Origin of the sequence: Deinococcus psychrotolerans, from assembly GCF_003860465.1 — a bacterium.
GTDB lineage: Bacteria > Deinococcota > Deinococci > Deinococcales > Deinococcaceae > Deinococcus > Deinococcus psychrotolerans.
The window spans coordinates 2065001-2083690 of the sequence record NZ_CP034183.1 but is presented as its reverse complement, the minus strand read 5'-3'; the positions used below and the strand labels follow the sequence as shown (position 1 = coordinate 2083690).

General features: G+C 62.9%; 18 protein-coding genes (1 of these 18 running past the window's edge). 10 read left to right on the top strand and 8 right to left on the bottom strand.

Annotated features, from left to right (window positions below):
- Positions 1 to 171 precede the first annotated feature (171 nt).
- Complete coding sequence (locus tag EHF33_RS10285) at positions 172 to 762, bottom strand: biotin transporter BioY (RefSeq protein WP_124870929.1); 591 nt, start codon at positions 760 to 762, stop codon at positions 172 to 174.
- A 48-nt stretch (positions 763 to 810) separates the two neighbouring features.
- Positions 811 to 1806 carry a biotin--[acetyl-CoA-carboxylase] ligase gene (locus EHF33_RS10280; RefSeq protein ID WP_124870927.1) on the bottom strand — a complete coding sequence of 332 codons (996 nt, stop codon included), beginning with the start codon at positions 1804 to 1806 and terminating at the stop codon, positions 811 to 813.
- Positions 1807 to 1924: 118 nt separating this feature from the next.
- On the opposite strand from EHF33_RS10280, the gene EHF33_RS10275 reads away from it, so the two are divergent.
- Positions 1925 to 2377: a VOC family protein gene (locus EHF33_RS10275; protein WP_124870924.1), complete on the top strand. Its 453-nt coding sequence runs from the start codon at positions 1925 to 1927 to the stop codon at positions 2375 to 2377.
- The gene (locus EHF33_RS10270; protein ID WP_338135019.1) at positions 2374 to 2763 is read left to right on the top strand and encodes a VanZ family protein; all 390 of its coding nucleotides are present in this window, start codon (positions 2374 to 2376) and stop codon (positions 2761 to 2763) included. Before EHF33_RS10275 ends, EHF33_RS10270 begins: the two co-directional genes overlap by 4 nt.
- Here the strand turns inward: EHF33_RS10270 and EHF33_RS10265 are convergent.
- From EHF33_RS10265 to EHF33_RS10255, 3 genes are all read right to left on the bottom strand, one after another.
- Positions 2754 to 3788, bottom strand: coding sequence for a hypothetical protein (locus EHF33_RS10265; RefSeq protein ID WP_124870918.1), 1035 nt, complete (start codon positions 3786 to 3788; stop codon positions 2754 to 2756). The genes EHF33_RS10270 and EHF33_RS10265 overlap by 10 nt on opposite strands.
- A gap of 69 nt (positions 3789 to 3857) precedes the next feature.
- Positions 3858 to 6725 carry an LPS-assembly protein LptD gene (locus tag EHF33_RS10260; protein ID WP_124870915.1) on the bottom strand — a complete coding sequence of 956 codons (2868 nt, stop codon included), beginning with the start codon at positions 6723 to 6725 and terminating at the stop codon, positions 3858 to 3860.
- 4 nt (positions 6726 to 6729) lie between these two features.
- Positions 6730 to 8013, bottom strand: coding sequence for a SpoIID/LytB domain-containing protein (locus EHF33_RS10255; protein WP_124870912.1), 1284 nt, complete (start codon positions 8011 to 8013; stop codon positions 6730 to 6732).
- A 107-nt stretch (positions 8014 to 8120) separates the two neighbouring features.
- Between EHF33_RS10255 and EHF33_RS10250 the strand changes: the two genes are divergently transcribed.
- Positions 8121 to 9266 carry an FAD-dependent oxidoreductase gene (locus EHF33_RS10250; RefSeq protein ID WP_124870909.1) on the top strand — a complete coding sequence of 382 codons (1146 nt, stop codon included), beginning with the start codon at positions 8121 to 8123 and terminating at the stop codon, positions 9264 to 9266.
- 57 nt (positions 9267 to 9323) lie between these two features.
- Here EHF33_RS10250 and EHF33_RS10245 read toward each other — a convergent pair whose 3' ends face one another.
- Positions 9324 to 10646, bottom strand: a complete 1323-nt coding sequence (locus EHF33_RS10245; protein WP_124870787.1) for a transposase — start codon at positions 10644 to 10646, stop codon at positions 9324 to 9326.
- A 267-nt stretch (positions 10647 to 10913) separates the two neighbouring features.
- Here EHF33_RS10245 and EHF33_RS10240 point away from each other — a divergent pair, with 267 nt between their 5' ends.
- The 6 genes from EHF33_RS10240 (at position 10914) to EHF33_RS10215 (ending at position 16175) form a co-directional block, all read left to right on the top strand.
- A complete protein-coding gene (locus tag EHF33_RS10240) occupies positions 10914 to 11198 on the top strand; it encodes a cold-shock protein (protein ID WP_124870906.1) in 285 nt (94 codons plus the stop codon).
- A 160-nt stretch (positions 11199 to 11358) separates the two neighbouring features.
- Positions 11359 to 12153, top strand: a complete 795-nt coding sequence (locus EHF33_RS10235) for an HAD hydrolase family protein (protein ID WP_124870903.1) — start codon at positions 11359 to 11361, stop codon at positions 12151 to 12153.
- A 128-nt stretch (positions 12154 to 12281) separates the two neighbouring features.
- A complete protein-coding gene (locus EHF33_RS10230) occupies positions 12282 to 13703 on the top strand; it encodes a DR2241 family protein (protein ID WP_124870900.1) in 1422 nt (473 codons plus the stop codon).
- A gap of 165 nt (positions 13704 to 13868) precedes the next feature.
- On the top strand, positions 13869 to 14501 hold the full coding sequence (locus EHF33_RS10225; protein ID WP_124870896.1) for a hypothetical protein: 633 nt from the start codon (positions 13869 to 13871) through the stop codon (positions 14499 to 14501).
- A gap of 59 nt (positions 14502 to 14560) precedes the next feature.
- Positions 14561 to 15478, top strand: coding sequence for a carbon-nitrogen hydrolase family protein (locus EHF33_RS10220; RefSeq protein WP_124870893.1), 918 nt, complete (start codon positions 14561 to 14563; stop codon positions 15476 to 15478).
- A 46-nt stretch (positions 15479 to 15524) separates the two neighbouring features.
- Entirely contained in the window at positions 15525 to 16175 is a 651-nt protein-coding gene (locus EHF33_RS10215; protein ID WP_124870890.1) for a class I SAM-dependent methyltransferase, read from the top strand.
- Positions 16176 to 16230: 55 nt separating this feature from the next.
- Here EHF33_RS10215 and EHF33_RS10210 read toward each other — a convergent pair whose 3' ends face one another.
- On the bottom strand, positions 16231 to 17376 hold the full coding sequence (locus EHF33_RS10210; protein WP_241191133.1) for a tetratricopeptide repeat protein: 1146 nt from the start codon (positions 17374 to 17376) through the stop codon (positions 16231 to 16233).
- A gap of 96 nt (positions 17377 to 17472) precedes the next feature.
- On the opposite strand from EHF33_RS10210, the gene EHF33_RS10205 reads away from it, so the two are divergent.
- The gene (locus EHF33_RS10205) at positions 17473 to 18453 is read left to right on the top strand and encodes a DMT family transporter (protein WP_124870887.1); all 981 of its coding nucleotides are present in this window, start codon (positions 17473 to 17475) and stop codon (positions 18451 to 18453) included.
- Here the strand turns inward: EHF33_RS10205 and tgt are convergent.
- A protein-coding gene (tgt, locus tag EHF33_RS10200; RefSeq protein WP_124870884.1) for a tRNA guanosine(34) transglycosylase Tgt crosses the window boundary here: on the bottom strand, positions 18374 to 18690 show its end. 871 nt of this gene lie beyond the right edge of the window; the window shows 317 of its 1188 coding nt (coding positions 872-1188); its start codon lies beyond the right edge, outside the window — the gene reads right to left on this strand; the stop codon is at positions 18374 to 18376. The genes EHF33_RS10205 and tgt overlap by 80 nt on opposite strands.

The window sequence follows — 18690 nt, the reverse complement described above, 5'->3', positions numbered from 1 at the left end:
GGAACGTTCAGCGCCGCGAATAAATAGGTTTTGATTCGTCTGGAACGGCTTTGAGCCTTTCTGATGAAGCAGCTGTTTCACTTCCTCACCGACCTTATCCACAAGTTATCCACAGGCCCTGTGGATAAGCCTGTGGATAAGTTTGGAGATTTGCGTTGAGGGGGAGTGAGCTCAGCGGCGTCGCAAAAGTGCCCAAGCGCCCGGCAGCAGCGCCGCGCCCAGCGCCAATTTGATGGCGTCGCCCAGCAAAAACGGCGTCAAACCCGCCGCCAGCAGTCCCTGCCCTTTGAGGCCGGTCAGGGTGCCGAGCAGCAGCAAGCCCGGAATATAAATCACCGCGTTGCCCACCAGCATCGCCAGCGCGGTGCCGAGCGGGGTGCGGTCAGCGGCGAAGCGCTCCACCAACAATCCCACCAAGCCCGCCGCCAGCACGAAGCCGAGCAGGTAGCCCAGTGTGGGCGTCAGCTGTCCGGTTTTGGCACTCAGCAGCGACGCGCCCCCGCCCGCGAAGATGGGAAGGCCCGCCGCGCCCGCTGCCAAGTAGGTCAGCATCGCGGCGGCTCCTTTGCGGCTGCCGAGCACGGCACCGACCAGCAGCACCGCCAGCGTTTGCAAGGTCAGCGGCACCGGATACATCGGAATGCTGATCTGGGCGCAGACGGCCACCAGCGCCGCGCCGCCGAGCACGAGCGCGGCGCTGCGAATTAGGCCGGGTTGAGAGACGGCGATGCTGGATAGGGTGGGATAAGTAGGCTGGGTCATGGTTCTCCTTTGGGGTGGGCACTCAAACCAGGGGCTGAGATGCCGAGTCTAGCGGAGCGCACCGATCAGTTCCACATCTCCCGCGCCGATGGTCAGGATCTGGCCCGCACCGACTTGTACCAGCAGTTCGCCCTGATCGCTCAGATCCAGCGCCCGTCCGCTGACTGGCCCGCCGGAGGTCTGTACCCGCACGTCTTGGCCCAGCGTGAAACTGGCGCTGCGCCACGCGGCCAAGACGATGTGCTTGGGAGCGCTGAGCCAAGCCGACAGCGAAGCCAGCACGGCGGCCAGCAACTCGGCGCGGTTAAAGGCAAAAGTTGTCTGCGGCGGCAGCAAATCGGCCAAGCACGCCGCCGAGCGGCCCGAATCAGCCGCCAGCAACTCGGGGGCCGCCGTGACGTTTATTCCAGTGCCCAGCACCGCCCGCTGCGCCGCGCCGCCGCGCACGCCCACTTCCAGCAAGATGCCTGCCAGCTTGCGGCCGTCCGGCGTGATGAGGTCGTTGGGCCATTTGAGGCCCGGTGAAATCGAACCGGGCGGCAACACGCTCAGGCAAGCTTCCCGCAGCGCCACCCCCGCTGCCAGTGGCCACAGCGCCAGCTCGGTTGACGGCTCAGGCCGCAGCAGCACGCTAAAAAGCAGGGCGCTTCCCCGTTGCCGCTGCGCCGCCCAGGTTCGCCCGCGCCGCCCGCGTCCGGCGAGTTGCTGCTCAGCCAGCACCACCGCGCCCGCCGGAGCTGGCCCAGCCGCGTCGTCTGCCCAGCGCCGCACTTCGTCTTGGGTGCTGCCGACCTGCGGCAAGTAGCGGTAAGCGCCCGTGAAGCCCGCCGCCCGCAGCGCCCGCACCGTCGGTGTGCCGGTCGCCAGTGCCAAGCCCGCCGCCGAGCGCTCAAGTGGCACGCCCAGATGTTGCAGCTCGCCCGCCTGCTCCCCGAGCTGGGCCAAGCTGAGGTTAAGTTGCGCGGCCAGTCGGCCAAGGGGGTGCGGCTGCTCGGTGAGGACGCTCAGGAGCGGCAGCAATGAAGCTTCAGGCTGTTCAAGCACGCCAGCAGTTTGACCCGCCGTGCGGGGGAAAGGCAAGCGGCCAGCTCCCCCATTCAGTATTTGGGTCAGACGCAGCCCTCAGGCCGGACGCTGAGCTAAGGTCAGCTAAACTGCTCAGATGACTGCTTCAAGCGCCCTCGCCGCTCCTTATCTCAGCGGCCTGACTTTAGACCACATCGCGGTGGCCACGCCCGACTTAGACAGCGGGAGCGCGGCTTACTTGGCGCTCAACTTGCACCCAGAAGGGCCAGACGAAGACGTACCGGGACAGGGCGTGCGGGTGCGGGCCTTCGAGATCGGCGGCAGCTTGATCGAACTGTTGATGCCCACCCGTGAGAGCAGTCCCATCGCCACTTTTTTGGCCAAGCGCGGCGCGGGCCTGCACCATCTGGCCTTCCGGGTCAGTGACTTGGCAGCCGAAATGCAGCGGCTCTCGGCGTTGGGCGCGGTCTTTATCAGCGCAGAGCCCCAAGCCGGACGCGCCGGAACGCGGGTGGCCTTTTTGCATCCCAAATGGAGCGGCGGCACCCTCATCGAGCTGGTGGAACATCCAGCGGAGCGGGGCGAGTGACGGCTCCGCTCTCCCCTGCCCTGCACCCGCCCGCCAACCGCCTCTGGTGGTTGCCCACGCTGGCGCTGATGGCCGTGATCTGGGTGCTGAGCAGCCGCGCCGACCCCATCGGCATTCCGTTGCCGCACCCGCTCGACTGGGCCGCTCACTTTGTGAGCTACGCCGCGCTGGGGTTTTGCGCCGCCCGTGCCAGCGGTTCGTGGACGCTGGGCTGGGTGCTGGCGGCTTGGTTCGGGGCTTTTGACGAAGTTCACCAGGCCTTCGTACCGGGGCGCGAGGCGGGCATCAGCGATTGGTGGTTTGATCTGCTGGGCGCGGCGCTGGGCAGCCGCCTGACGCTGGGCAGAGCGAGGCTACTGCCAAAAGCTGAGCGGAGTCAGGGCTGAGCTGGAGGGCTGACCGGCGCGGCGATCGGCACCAGCCAAGTCACGGCGCGGGGGTTGTTGAAGGTGGCCAGGGGAGTGTTGCGCCAGCCGTTGCCGGCCAAGCCGTAAGCGCTGTCAAACTGGGTCAGAGTGGTGGCGTCTAAGCTGTAGAGGGTGGCGTCGGGCGCGTAGGTCACGTCGCGCAGATCGCTAAAATAAGCGGGAATGCCGGTCTTGCTGCCGTTCCAGATCAGCAGCGGAGCGCTGGAGCCGCTTTGCCAAGCGCCCAGCAAGCGGTCACTGCTGTACAAGTTGCTGGCAGGGGTGTTGAGCTGGGTGGTGGCGGGCAGCGCCGTGAGAGTGCCGCTGCTGCTCAGCGTCTGCACCCCACTGCTTACCGCCGCGTACAGCGCTCCCTTGAAAAAGGCCAGATCGTTGATGGTCGGCACGCTGACTGGCGAGGCGAGGCTGCTGCTGCCGTCGCTGTTGCGGCTGACCCTCAGCAGCTCCGAGCCGCTGCCCACCGCCGGATGCACCGCCCAGACCGTATCGCCCTGCACCGCTAGACGGGTTTGCCGCGGCGTGCTGGGCGTCGGCGCGGGTAAGGTGGCGCTAAACGACACGCTGCCGTCGCTGCGCCACACCACCACCTGTTGCAGCGCTCCATTGCCGCAGTCCGAGAGCGCCGCCAAACGGTCGAGCGCGGCGCTGACTTCCAACTTGACGTAGCAGGGCCTAAAGGCCGCGTCAGTGGGATTGGGCTGCGAAACCGGATTGGCCAAGTTGGCGTCGCGGGTTTCCAGGTGATCCGTGTAGAGCAGGGCCAATTTATTGCCGCCGGGCAAGGTTGCCAAGTCAACCGCGTTCGGAACGCTGGCAGTTTGCTGCACCCCCGTTTTGCCGACGTCCACGGTGCTGAGCGCGGCCGCGCTGCCGGTGCCCGACAACACCGCCAGCCGAATGGTCACGGCGTCTTCGGTGGTGCCGGTGCAGGCGCTCAGCACGGCAGGAAGGAGAAGGGGCAAGAAAAACATTGAGCGGCGCATGGTGGCTCCTTTCGGAAGGAAGAAGAAAGAGAAAGTGGAGCAGCAGACTTGAGTTGCTTATTTAAGTATTCACTTGTTCAAGTTGAAGACCGGAAAAGTGCTGACCCCGGCGGTGTTGTCAAACGCCGAGATGCTGCCCGCGCCCGGAATCACCAGACCGATTCGGAAACGCTTGGCCACCGGATTGATCTCGGCCTGAAAAGCCCAGCAGCAGCGGTCGACGGTCAGCAGCAAGACGGGTTGCAGCGGGGCGGTGTCGGTGCGCACGCCGTTGACCCAACTCAGCGTTTGCTGAAAGGTGGCGGTCAGCGAGGCGTCGGGTTTGTCCTGGCGGCCAAAGGTGAAATTGAACGCCAGCGGCTGCAAACTCAAGGTCTCATTCAGTGGCTGATTGGGGCCGTAGACCGGAGCGCGGGTGTAGCTGGCCAGCCCACTCAGTGCCACCCGGCGGCCAAATTGCCAGTCACCGCTGACGCTGGCACTCTGCACATAAAAAGCGTCTTTTTGCAAGCTGCCGGGCGTCGCCAAACTGACTTGGGCGCTCAGGCGCTGAGCCGGGCGGGTGGAGGTGAGCGCCGCCGTGAGACTGGGGCGCGTCCACTCGGTGTTGCCGAGGTCGTAGGGGCCGCCGTATTTGAGGTTCCAATTCACGCTGCTGGGCGCGGTGCTGGCCGAGTTTTGATTGGACGAGTACCCGCCCGGCACGTTGCCCACGCTGAAATACACCGTGTCGTTGGTGTAGGCATTGGGCGTACCCGGGTTCTGCACGCTGCCTTTGGGCAAAGTCAGGTTGTGGGTGCTGGAAAAAGCGTAGTCGCGCCAGTTGACATTCAGCGTGCCGCCCACACTGGGCGACTGCAAATTAACCGTTTCGCTGAGGCTCAGCGTCACCGGATTGAGAACCGCGTCACGGGTGGCCACCGCGCCCGCGCTGACCGTCACGCTTTGCAGCTCCCGCTTTTTGAGGTCTTGCACCAACGACACCCCAAAGGTATTGGTTCTCACGCCGCCAATCGCCTTGACGGTGGTGGTAAAAGGCGCGGGGCCGGTTCGGTAATCGTAGCTGCCCGCAAACGAAACGTTGAGCCCCCGCGCCGCCGACGCGCCGAATGAGCCGCTCCCAGTCACGCTTTCCAATTGGCCTTCAAAAAAGTCGTGCTTGATATCGAGGTTGAGCTGCAGCGGTTCTTGCGCCACGCTGATGTTGAGGTCGGCGGGCTGCTGCTTGTCGGCAGGCAACACCAGGTCGTAGTCCTGCGTGAGCCGGACGGCCACGCCGGAAGCGGGCGTCAGGTTGAGCGCGAAGCCCACCGGAGCGCTGAGCAGCTTGCTCTGAATCTGGTCGAAGGCAAAGGGACTGACTCCCTCGCGGCGCAAGTACGTGTATTTGACGGTGAAACTGCCCGCGCTGCTCGGCAAGTTGATCGGTGTGCCGTAAGCGCTGTAGAGAGGCGCGTACCCACCGCTGGAGGCCCGCACCCCAAACGCCTGGGTCAAGCTGCCGCCGATACTCAAATCCACCGTGCGCTGCCCGGTCAGGTAATAGCGGCCCGTGAAGGTGTTGCTGATATTGAGATCCGCATTGCGCCAGGGGCGGGCCAGATAAGTGATCTGGTGTTCTTCCTGAACGCGGGCGGCGGCGTAGTTGGGGCCCTGCAGCACCGCCGAGCGGCTGAGCGGGTTGCTGGCGGCCTCGTAGTCGCCCACCGTGAACTTGAAGTCGGCGCTGAGGGTGCTGCCGCTCCGGTACGTCACTAGATACGGATCAGGGTCGATCACCACTTCCGGTTTCTTGAGCGGCGCGGCCAAAGTCAGGGCTGGATCTAACCCGCGCTGGTCAGCCACCGTCACGCCGATTTTGACGTTATTGACACCCTTGACATTGATCACCGTCACGTCGGCCTGCGCGTTGATGGCCGTCACGCCCTTGTTGGGGTCGCTGTCGAGCAGCCCGATGGCTTTGCGGACGCCGGAGACGCTGTACACCAGGCCGCCCGGCGCGGTGTTGTCCAAGTCGGCGTGGCCTTTGGCGGCAAAGTTGAAATCAATGGCGTAGCCGCTGGTGAAGTTGCCCTGAGCGTCGGCGGGGTTGGGTTCGGCCAAGCCGTAGACGTTCAGGCGGTCTAAGTACGGCAGCGGCGCGTAGACGGTGAATTCGCCGCCGCCGCCAAAACTCGGAGCGCGGTTTTGGTAGTAGCGCAAGAAGGTGGTGCCCAGCGTATTGCTGCTGAACGCGAACGGTAAATCCGCTTTGAAAGTGCGTCCATCGACCTTGTCGTTGGTGTAGCTGAGCTTGGGCTGGCGCGAAGGGTCATTGAGCGGCAGCGCCACAATCGGCAAGTACAGCACCGGCGTGCCCGCCAGCAGCAAGGTAGCTTGGTAACCGATGAGGCGGTCGCCGGGATACAACAGCAGCCGCTTGGCCCTGAAGGCGTAATCGTCGGGGGTGCGCCCGCACTTGGCGCAGGGCGTGAAATAGCTGTTCTGGGCGGTGAGCTGGCCCGGAATGCGCTCCACCATCTCGCCGCGAATCTCCAATTCGGCGTCGCTGATAATCACGTCTTCGCCGCTGATCGCCTGATTGCCGAGGTTGACCACCAAATCCGAGCCGCCGAGGTGCTGCACCGCGCCACTGGCGTCCACCGCGTCGTAGCGCCCCGGCCCGATCAGCGTCAGGGTGCGGCGGCTGCGGTTAAATTCCACGCGGGTGGCCGTCACCACGTCGTCGTCTATTCGCAGCTCTACCCTGTCGCCGCTGATCACCACGATGTCTTGATCGTCCACTTTGCTCAGCTCGAGCCGGTCGGCCTGAATAATCCGCACCGTGCGGGCCTGCGCCGTGCCGAGGCCGAGCACCAGCAAACCGGCCAGCAGCGAAGCGGCGCGGCTGTGCGGGCGCGGTGTCAGCGGGAGGAGCGGCGCGGCCTGACGAATCACAGGGTCACAGATCAGCCGGAAGCGACATCGGGAAAAGCGGAGGGCTGGCAAGGTTGGCGAGGTCAAATGGACTGAATGCAGGCGCACCGAGATGATCTGAGTGCAGCTGTTCAGCAGCAGAGGCCATCAAAGCAGGCCCGAAGCCGCGCCGCGCCGCCACCGAGAGCGGCAACGTCGGGCCGAGTTGCGGCCCCGGTGCGTCGGCTTGGCTCTCGGTCAGCACGCTCACGCTCGCGCCGGGATAGTAAAAGTCCAGCAGCGCCAGATCGCTCTTGCCGCTCTGGGCCATCCCCCTCGCTCCCCACTGCGACAGCCCCACCCCGTGCCCGGAGCCGGAGCCGGTCAGCGTCAGGGCCGCGCTGTCTACGCTGAGGCGCACCTTGGAAGACTTGGCCCCCAGCGAGCGCAAAAAGCCGCCCGCGTTGGCCCCAGCTAAGATTTTGCTGCCGAGTTCACCCACCAGATTCAGTTCCATCACCCGGCCCGAGGTGCTGGCTTTGCTGACGCTCAGCGCGCTGAGTTTGCCCAGCCGCACGCCGTAGCGGGCCGCCACCTCCTGCACCGTGCCAAGGGCAGAGACGATTACCCAGGGTTTTTGAGCGCTGGGTGAGGCCGGATCGGGCTGCGCCCTGAGATAGGAGATGTCGCGGCCCCACGCTTCCAAGCTGCTGGCCGTGTAGCCACCGGAATCCGCCGAAAAGTAGGTGTCGGCCAACTTGCCGCCGCTGCTGACCACCTCGGCGCGGGTCGAGAGCACCGCCGCGTCTGAAAGCGGGTGCTCTTTGGCCACCCCTCCGTAGACTTGGCACTGGGTGGTGGCGCACAAATCGTAAGGCGCAGCCGGATTGATGCGGGCCGCCGCGTAGGTGCGGGCAATGATGGCCTGCGCCCGCACCGCCGCCTGCGGCCACAGCGGCGGCATCTCGGCGGGCACCACACCGCGCAGGTAGTCTTCGATGTCCACCACGTTGATGGCCTGCACCCCGCTGCCCACCGCCCGCACGGTCAGCCCGCCCCGGTAGCGGTGGCCCGCGACTTCCAGCGTGCCGCCAGCATTGGGCGGCAAACTCAGCACCTCGCTGCCGGTGTCTTGGCCGCCGAGGGTCAGCTTGCCGCCGCGCACCCCGATATTCCAGCGGGTCGTGGACGTAGAAAGGGCGGTGCTGGGCGCGGTGTTGACGCTCAGCGCCGCGCTGCTGGCAATCAAAATCCGCACGTTCTGGGCGGCGGCAGATGGGGCGGCCAACAGAGCGAAGGCAAGGATGGGCAGCGCAGGGGGCAGACGCATGAAGGCTAGCTTAACCAATTTTGTTGGTGGATGACGTGAGAACCGCCCCCCAGCCGGTGAGAGCGGGCCATACTGCTTTGAGATGCAGCAGACACTGAGCCGAGAACATGGGTAACGTCTACGCGCACGTCGGCCAAACGTTTGAGCCTGTTCCCTACGACGTGGTGGTGCTGGGCGCAGGCCGGATGGGCAGCTTGGCGGCGCATTTTTTGATGCTGGAGCGCCCCAGTCTCAAGCTGCTGCTGCTCGATCAAGGCGGCCTGCCCAATGAAGAAGGCGCGACCATTTTGGCTCCCGGCATCTGGACGGCGCTCGATGTGCCGCCCGGCAAACGCGCACAGGCCGACTGGACGCGCCGCCTGCTGACGGGCGACCTCAGCCCCGAAGACGGCGGGCTGGGCAAGGCCGGCCAGAGCGACGCGCCGACTTTGCCGCGCGGCATGGTGGAGCTGCTAGAAAACAGTGTGGACGGCAGCGTGCCCAGCCGTGAAGTGAGCGGCCTGCCCGCCGATCTAGCGGACCTCGCCGCCTTGCCTTTCGCCCGCCTCGATCCTCTGGCCCTGAGTTACAGCGCCGCCTCACTGACCACCCGCGCCGCCCAGAGCGCCGTTCGGACGGGGGCCGATTTGATGCTGAATGTGAAAGCTCAGCCGACCCAGACTGGCGTCAAACTCAGCCGCCTCAGCGTCACCAACACCCACCAGGTCGTCGTTCACGAAACGCACCTGCTTGAGGCGGGGCAGGTGATCGTGGCCGCCGGAGCCGAGGGGCCGCACCTCGCCGAAAACGCACTGGGCAGCGTGACGCACCACGCGCGAGCCTACCGGCAGTTGCCGCGCCTCAACGTCGACACCAGCGACACCACCCCGGTTCTCCGGGCGGCGAACCTGACCTTGCGGCCCTACGCCGGGGGCCTGACCCTCGTGCCGCCGGTTCATCACCGCGACCCGCACGGCTACGCGCCCACCGGCGGGCGACTGAGCGGCGTACCGGTGGGCCTGCGCCGCGAAACCCTAGAAGACGTGCTGAGGACCATGGACGTTCTACCCGCTCTCGGCACCGCCGCGCTTGAGCTGGGCCGCAGCGTCAGTGACGTGCCGGGCGCTTGGTTGTCTCTCCCCCAAGGGGGCTGGCCGCTGTTTGAACCGCTGACCGAGCGCCACTGGCTGCTGCTCGGCGGCGAGAAAGCCGATTTGGTGGGGCCAGCCGTGGCGCGGGAACTGGCAAAAGTGGTACTGGAGTCGGTCAAGTAAAGTCCAAGCGCCCTCTACCGCGCAACTTTCCAGTGTATGTTGGGAACCGGACAAAAGTCAGCGGCGAGCAAAAAGGCTGTGTAGGAGAGTATCAACGTGATCAGGCAGCGCATCTTTTGGCTGTGCATGGGCGACCAAATATGCATTGGCGAGTCGGAGCAGCCCCAAGAGCAAGATTTTCTTGCCTGGCGGTCTGTTTTTGTGGGGGATGTAACCACCCAGATGGGCCAGGAGTTGAAGCTGGGGCGAGTCCAGGGACTCGCCGAGATCGAACACAAATGAGGCCGCAATCCAGGCCAGCGCGACCAGGGTTCTGAAGGCATCGAAGTCGAGCACTTGAACCTGCTCCCAGCCGAGCGCGGATTTGGTCCACGAGAAGACCTCTTCAATGCTCCAGCGTTGCAGATACAGGCGCACGACGGCACCAGGAGCCGTTGTGGACAAGACGGTATTGGTGAGCAGCAGCCAGCCCTGCTCCTGGCCGTTCTTAAGCGGCACGCTGAACTCCAGCTTGACCACGTTGAGCTTCAGTCGTCCACCATCAATGAACACTTCACGGCTGCGAACCTGCGCGGGCGTCTTGCGCCACTTGACCTTCCCGTCGGTCACGACGGGACGCTTCAACTCGAACTGGTCTTGCACGCTGGCGTGACCGGCAGCATCGACCAGAGGGAGTTCAATACTGGTTGGGGTCAGCCGGGTGGTGCGCTGGTCGTGCTTGACCCGAATCACAAATTGAACCTTGAGCTGCACCAGCAGCCGGATCAGCTTGAGGTCGTCAAAGCCCCGATCCAGCACGAAGATCATGCGCCCGACCCCTGCGGCCCGCAGCGCTTGCACGATGCGCTTGATGGCGTCGATGATCACCGTATTTGCGCTGGTAAAGCCTGGCGCTTGAGGGCTGTAGAGCGTGTGGTAAAGCAAAGCAAGGTGTCCATCGGGCGTCAGACCAATGGCGTTCAGGGTCGGATAGCCCGAGACCGGATGACCGTCGAGCGAGCGAACCGTCGAGAGATGTTCGAGTGCCTGGCTGTGGGGCTTTCGGAGGTCCGAGCCGTCCATGACGACGACCACCTCATCCTGACCTGCCAGACGCTGAGCGCCCAAGGTCGTCAGCCGATCTTCCAGCGTCTCGGGTCGCAGATCGGCGCGTTGATGTTCGTGATGGATCAGACGCCGCAAGCGGCGTTCGGCATGGGGAGCTGCGCCCGTACCGGGGGCAGCTCGCGCCATCTGGCTCAATCGCGTAGACCCACTCGCCAGAATGCCACCCAATGCGGCCTGAAAACTGCGGTAGAGCCGTGCATCCCGAAACAGGTCACAGTACGGCTGCGTCTGCGTCTCGATGAAACTGCTCTCCAGTACACCAAGCGTCGTCATACCCCTGGTATACAGACTTTTGTCCGGATCTCAATGTATGAATTTGACTTCTCCTGAATACCGCGCTATATTTATTCTATCGCCGCCTGAGAAGGGCGGATTTTTTAATCTGGTATGGGTCAAATGGCCCACTTTGTAGCGTAATCCACAATGTAGGAACGTCAGAGCGGCGAAAATGCGGAAGTTCCAAGTTCGCCAAAAGGTCGAGACCCCGCACCTATCAACGAACAAGTGTGTGGTTTTACTTGGAATGACTCAAGGAGATGTATGGCTGCAGGACGAGTAAAGTGGTTTAACGCGGAAAAAGGTTTCGGTTTCATCGAGTGCGAAGGTCAGCCTGACGTGTTCGCGCACTACAGCGCCATCAAGGCGACGGGCTTTCGCAAGCTCAATGAAGGCGATGAAGTCGAGTTCGATATCGAACCCGGCAAGAATGGTCGTGGCCCCCAAGCCGCCAACATCGTGGTCACCAAAGCGGCTCCCGAAAGTGATCGCGGCGGCAGTGGCGGCGGCGGTAACTTCGCACGCAGTGGCGGCGGCAATCGCTGGTAAGTTCTAACACCTCGTTAGAACATTGCTCGGCTTAATATTTTAAGCTCAAGAGAAAGGCTTCCGGGTCTTTCTCTTTTTTTATGCTCTCTTTTCTGGAACGCATTGCAAGTGCAGTCGCCGCCTTGCTCCGCAGCTCCTCCACTTGCGTTAGCTTAAAGCCATGTCTTTGCCCACACACCGCCCCCAACTGCTCGCCTTCGATCTCGACGGCACTTTGATTCTGGAAGCCAGCTTAAGCGTGCCTGACCATACCCAAACGGCCCTTGGGCGGCTGCGCGGTCTGGGGATTCAGACGGCCATCGTTACCGGACGCGACCATCCACCTTCCGGCGTACTGGACGCGGCGCAACCGGCGGCAGTGGCCACCAGCAACGGCGGGCGCATCGAGTTCGCGGGGCGGGTGCATCAGGAACTGCGCTTTAGCGAAGAAGAGTTGGCGTCGGTGCTGGCCCACCAGCTCGGCAACGCCCGCGTGATCGCCTTTACCAGCAGCGCCCTTTACGTCGATATGCCGCCCGGAGTCGCTGCCCCCGAATGGTTGGTGAGGCGAGAACACTACCCGCTCAGCGAGGCTCCAATGGGCGAAATTATCAAAGTGGGCTTTTACCACCCCGAAGTGGCGAGCTGGCGCGACACCCTGCGCGGCCAGCACGCACAGTTGGTGTATACCGGTGCCCAGCCGCCTTACCCCGATTTTTTGACGGTGACGCCCAGCGGCGCAGACAAAGGCGCGGCCCTGAGCGTCATTGCCCATCAGCTCGGCGTCCCGATGGAGCGGGTCACGGCCTTTGGCGACAGCGACAACGACGAAGCGATGCTGTCGGTGGCGGGCTGGGCAGTGCAGGTCGGTTCGCTGCCGCTGCTGCGCCCCCACGCCAACGAGCAGGTGGAGCGCCCCGAAACGCTGGGCAATTACCTGCACGCTCTGGCAGACAGCTTGGCCGCGACAACTTGAGCAGCCATACCCAAAGGATGATCCAGCCCAAGATCTGATCCAAAAAACGGCCCGCCGAGCAGGACAAATAACCCAAACAACAACCGATCTCACAAGGCCAAGCGCGGCTGGGCGCTAAATTTACCACTATGCGTTCACTGGTGCTCATTGGTCACGGTTCCCACCTCAATCCCGAATCGGCGGCGGCGGTCTACGCTTACGCCGACTTGCTGCGAAGTCACGGCCTATTTGACGAGGTGGTCGAAGGCTACTGGAAAGAAGAGCCGTCGCTGCGCCAAGTGCTCAGAACCGTGCGCTACACCGATGTCACCGTCATTCCGATGTTTATTAGCGAGGGGTACTTTACCGAAACGGTGATTCCGCGCGAACTCGGCCTCGGCCACCAAGGGCCGGTGCCGCCGTCCGGTGTGGCCCGCGTCATCGGGGGGCGCACGGTGCGATACACCTTGCCCTACGGCGTGCATCCGCGCATGAGCGAAGTGATTGTGGCCCGCGCCCACGAAGCCTATCCAGATTTGAATGCCGAAGACACCGCCCTGATCGTGCTGGGACACGGCACCACCCGCAACGAAAACAGCAACAAAATCGTGTATCAAAATGCTGAGCGTATGCGCCAGAGCGGCAAATTTGCCGAAGTCCACGCTTTTTTCCTGGACGAAGAACCCAAAATTACCGGCTGGCAGCAGCACGTCAAGGCCAAAAACATCGTACTGGTGCCGTTTTTCGCTTCCGAAGGCTGGCACACGCTCGAAACCATTCCCGAAGACATCGGTCTGACCGGAGAGGTCACGGTGTTTGAGCGGCTTGGAACCGAAGGCCAGACGCAAACCATGTATTACAGCAAGCCTGTCGGCACCCATCCAGCGATAGCCGAAGTGATCGTGCAGCTCGCCGAGGAAGCGCACGGAGCCAGCGACAGAGGCGGCGACCTCGAACGCGGCCACCAAGACGCTTGGAACGCCGTGTGGCAGCGCCTGAGCGCCGGGCCGCTGCGCATAGGCGAGGTGCTGCTACGCTCTATGTCAGGCATGGTGGAAATCCGTCACGCCCTCGACGAAGGCAAAGCCAATGAAGGCCTGAAAACAGTGGTCACTCCTGAAGGCGTGCGTGACCAAGTCCGGCTGGATGAGGGCGGCGAGTACCGGCCCGTTCACACACTGCGGAATTTGGCGCGGGGCTGGCGAGCAGTACTGTCCGAGCAAGACTTTCCCCGCGCCCTGCACTTTTTGTATCCGGCTGTGGTGGAAGAAAGCTACGCCCAGCATCACCACGCGCTGCGCTGCACGCCCTGGGCCGCCACCGCCCGACGCCAGACTGGCATTTATGCCAAAGTGCAAAAAGCCACGCCCCAACAAGTCGAAACGGTGGCGAGCGAGATCTGCGGCGGCTGCCTCAAGACCCGCTTGTGGGCGGACGAACCCCTACATCAAACCTTTTTTGATGGTGTGCCGGGCGGCATCCCCTGCGCCGAAGCCTGCACCTTACTGGTGGCCGAAGTACGAGAAGAGGTGAGTGGTAAGAGGGGCCAAAAATCGGGGCCGTCGCACTAAGCAGCGGCGGTCTTCAGGGCTCAGATGTGAGTACCTTCATGATTCGTTAATACCTTGTCTTCACGAAAAAAGTAAGATTAGACACCAAAAAATTTAACAGATTTTTAACAGACTCACTGTTACTCTCGAATTGCGTTCTCTATATGAGAGCAAAGGGAGTAAATCGTGAAAATCTATCAGGCGGGTTTGGTTTTGGTGGGCGCATTGACACTGGCCGGTTGCAATTCGATCATTCAGAGTGCAGCCGACAATACGGCGGTCAGCGTGATTCCCTTGGCCAACGCCAAGCTGACGGGCACGATGAGCGCTTCTGGAGCCACACCACTGAGCTTGCAAGCTCAAGCTCTCTATACCGTGCCGTTTACCAGTCCGGCGATTTCTTTTGGTGACTTCGACCCCAGCAGCTTGCCCTCGGCACTCCAGAATCCTTCGGGCTTAGATATTCCCATCGTGATTAGCGGCGTGACCTTGGCATGTGCGCCGGGCGCGAGTCCCCTGACCATGACCGTCAACACGCTCAGCCTGACGGTCAAAGACGCCAGCGGCAGCCAGACGGTGAGCACCAGCCCCAACACCATTTTGACCCTCACCAAGACGGCCAGCAGCTACAGCGTGTCCAGCAGCACGATGATGCTCAAAGCCAAGTGGGGCGACTTCAAGTCCATCGTCACGAAAAATGGGACGGCAACGCCCAATACCGCTACCCTTGCACTGAACGCCACCTTCAACGACGGAGCATTGGGCTGCCTCGCCACGCTCAATCTGGCTTCGACGTTGCAGCAAAATATCCGCTTTTAAGCAACCCTTACCTCAAGCCTCAGGTCGGCCGTAGCCCACCGCTGCTCTAGAATCTGCTCATGACTTTGCGTGTCGCCGCCGCCGCTTACCTCTGCCAACCGTATTCCCACTGGGACGAGTACGAAGCTCGGCTCAGCGCTTGGGTGGCTGGTGGCGCGGCGGGCCAAGCGGGCGTGCTGATCTTTCCCGAGTACGCCTCACTCGAACTGATCAGCTTGCTGCCGCCCGCGCTCTGGGACGATGTTCAGGCCCAACGGGAACCGCTGCAAACCTTCTTGCCAGCCTTTTTGGAGCTGCACGCCCGCTTGGCCCGTCAGTACGGCGTCTATGTGTTGGCGGGCAGCTTTCCTGTTGAGGTGGCGGCTGGCCACTTCGTCAACCGCGCTCACTTCTTCGGGCCGGACGGGCAAGCCGGCTTTCAAGACAAATTGGTGATGACCCGCTTTGAAGCTGAGGAATGGAGTATTGACAGCGGCGAGGGCGTCAAAGTCTTTGACACCGAGTACGGCAAGCTCGGCGTCAATATCTGTTATGACGCCGAGTTTCCTGACTTTGCCCGCCAGCAGGCGGCGGCGGGCATGGACGTGCTGCTGATTCCCAGTTTCACCGGCTCGGCGCACGGCTATACGCGGGTGCGGGTAGGCGGCATGGCTCGCGCCTTGGAGAATCAGATCTACGCCGTTCACGCGCCTTGCCTCGCCGACGCGCCGTGGAGTTACGCCATTGAAACGGCGGTGGGCGCAGCCGCTATCTACGCGCCCGCCGACGACGGCTTGCCCGAAAACGGGATCGTGGCGGCGGGCGATTTCAACGTCCCGGACTGGCTCATCCACGACTTAGACCTTAGCCTGATTCGTGAGGTGCGGTGCAGCGGCCACGTCCTGAATGCCCGCGACCAAGTCTGGGCACAGCGGCAAGCGGAGGGGCCAGTCGTTGCCGTGCCTTTCAAGATCAGCTCCAACGAGGCGCAGCCCTAGGTTCAAGTGACTGTGAGTTCAAGCGGCTGCTAAACTCTTAAAAGTGATGAAGCCGCATTCCCGTGAGTGGTATTCCAAAATAGCCCGCGAGTTGGGAACCTACGACCATCCGTGGAAACGCCACACCGACGGCCCCGACCCCGAGCTCATCTATGACGCCCTGCTGTCAAATCTGATCGCGGGCGGCATGTGGGTGCTGGAAGCCGGCTGCGCCGACGGCAAGGACGCGGCCCGCTTTGGCAGTTACGCCGCCGCGTGGACAGGCTATGACCGCGAGGAAGAGTTTATTAAGATCGCCCGCCAAAAAGTTCCCCAAGCCGCTTTCGCGGTGTGGGACGGTAAGAGCGAGTTGTCAATGATGCTGCGCGGCCCTTACGACTTGGTGGTGTCGCGCCGGGGGCCGACCAGCGTGATTGACCACCTGCCGGAAGTCGCCGCGCCGGAAGCCCGATTTTTGTACGTCGGCCCAACCCTGGACTCGCCTAGAGTGCCGGACAAACTCAGTGCTATCGGCTGGACCATCTTGGGCGAGTGGCACACCCGCGTGCGAACTTGGCTTCCCACTGAGGAAGATGACCGCGCCCGCTCGGAATTTTTGGGCGAGGACCATGATCCGGAGCGCTGGCAAGCCGAATCGGAAGTGCGGGGCCGTATGTACTGGGAAGAGCGCCAAACTATTTTGGCAGCGGCAAAGTAAAAAGAAAACAATGGGGACAGCGCTCCGTACCAAGAGCGCTGTCCCCATTTCCCAATTACTTCCCTTGCTGAGCCAGCTTCAAATAATAAGCGCTGGTCTTGTCATTCGGATCGAGCGCGGCGGCTTGTCCATATGCCGAGGCGGCCACCGGATAAGCTTGGCGCTCGTAAGCGAGGCGGCCCGCCCAAGCCCACGCCTTGGCGTATTTGGGACTGAGCTGGGTAGCCTGAACAAAGCCGGCTTCCGCGCCCGCTTTGTCGCCCGAGGTGTACTTGGTATAAGCGGCTCTAAACGCTTGGGTGGCGGGCAGGCCGACTTGCTGAGCTTCTTGCACGACGCTGAGATTGTACTTGTCGGCGGCGCTGGCTTCGGGCAAAGTCACGGCAGCGGTGTAAGCGGCGGTAGCGGCGGGCAAGTTGCCGAGCTCCAAGGCCAAGCGTCCCTGCTCGCGCCAAGCCGTCAGAAAGTTGGGCGCGGCGGCGGTGGCCTGCTGATAAAGCGTGAGGGCCTTGGCTTTGTTGCCCTTATCGAGCGCTTCATAAGCCCGGCTAAAAGCGGTGGTGGCGGCGGGGCCGTACTTGCCCGCGTTCTGGGCAATCTGCAAAAAGTAAGGCACCGTTTTATCGGTTGGCGCGAGCTGAGCGGCCTGCTGATAAAGCGCCGTGGCACCTGCATAATCGCCGCCTTCCAGTGCCACGCGGGCGTTCCAAATGACGCAGGCCACGTCGCTGGGCTGCAACTGATTGCACTTTGCAAAAAACATCGGCGCACTCACCAAATCGCCCCGGCTGTAAGCGGCATAACCCATGTTGTACTGCACATTGGCGGCTTTGATGCGGGACGCGTTGTCGTCAGGCTTGAGCGTCAAATAAGTGTCCCACGAGCGCTCAGCCTGCTTCCAAAAGCCCACGTCGGTGTAGATGTTGGCACGCAGCTGCAAGTAATCGGGATTGTTCGGCTCGGCGTTCACCGCTTGGTCGGCGGCGGCGGCGGCTTGTTTCCAAGGCGTGCGGTCAATGTTCCAATCGGCCTTGGGCAAGGTGGAGCGGGCCTGAGCGGCGAGGTCGCTGGCCTTCTGAGCGGTCTCGGCAGCAGACATCGGCGCGGCCACAGCAGCGGGAGCAGTCTGAGCCGCCGCCAGACCCAGCGACAGCGCGGCCAACAGCGGCAGGAAAGCGGAGAACATCGTCTTTGTCTTCATTCATTCAGTCTAAAAACTTCCAGATGACCCAGATGATGCCCAGCCGATCAGACCTTTAGAAACGCGCCGCCGACCAAAGCCGCTAGACTCAGCCGGATGCCTCGCCATACCCTCGGAATCGCCCTCCTCATCGTCGTCACCTGCATTTGGGGCAGCACCTTTGCCATCGTCAAAACGCTGGGCGAAACACTCTCGCCGCAAGTCTTGATCGCCTGGCGCTTTACCATAGGCACTCTGGCCACCTTGCCGCTGCTGCTGTTTTGGCGGCGCTTCTCTCCCACGCCTTTAGCCGACTCCGGCTCCTCTCCAACACCTCAGCGCTCACTCTGGAAAGACGGTCTGCTGGTCGGCGCGTGGCTGATCGTCGGCTACGGCACCCAAACCACTGCCCTGCAAACCACCTCGGCCAACCGCGCCGCTTTCATCACGGCCCTGAGTGTGGTGCTGGTGCCGCTGTGGCAGGCCATTGCCCTGCGCCGCCCGCTAAGCGTTTTCCTCTGGTCGGCGGTGGCTTTGGCCGTCACCGGCTTAGCGCTGCTGTCGTGGGAAGGCGGGGCACTGGTCGTGGGTGATTTGTGGGCGCTGGTCTGCGCCGTGAGTTACGCGGGTTTTATTTTGACTTTAGACCGCACTGCTCAGCACCACGCCGCACTGCCTTTCACTTTGGTGCAGCTCGCCAGCGTCACCGTGTTGGCGTGGCTGTGGGCGCTGCTCTCCGGCGCGGAACTGCTGCCGCCGAGCGCTCAGTGGGGCGGGCTGCTGTATTTGGGCGTCGTCGCCACCAGCCTGACCACCTTGCTGCAAACCACCGGCCAACGGTGGGTCAGCGCTGCCGAGGCCAGTATCATCTACGCGCTCGAACCCGTCACTGCCAGTCTGTTTAGCTTCGTGCTGATTGGCGAGCGCGTTGGCCTGCGCGGCTTGCTGGGAGGAGGTTTGGTGGTCATCGCCACCGTGCTGAGCCAGTGGAAAAATACGCTGGCCGAAGTCGAGCGGGCTAACCCTCCCCACGCACCGCACGGGCAAACCATTCCGGAAGCGCCTGAGCCGACCCGTCCGCATTCGAAGGACGCTTGAAGTAGCGCTCACCCCACTCCGTCGCCCACGCTTGAAACTGACCGACTTCAATCGCGGCCCGTGCCCGCTCCACCAAGCGGTGCAGGTAGCGCAAATTGTGCAGCGACAGCAAGCGCGGCGCAAGCATTTCCTCGGCTTTGACCAAATGGGCAAGGTAAGCGCGGGTGTGGTGGGTGCAGGCGTAACAATCGCAGTCGGCGTCAATGGGAATGAGCTGCTGCCTCGGCGCAGCGCTAT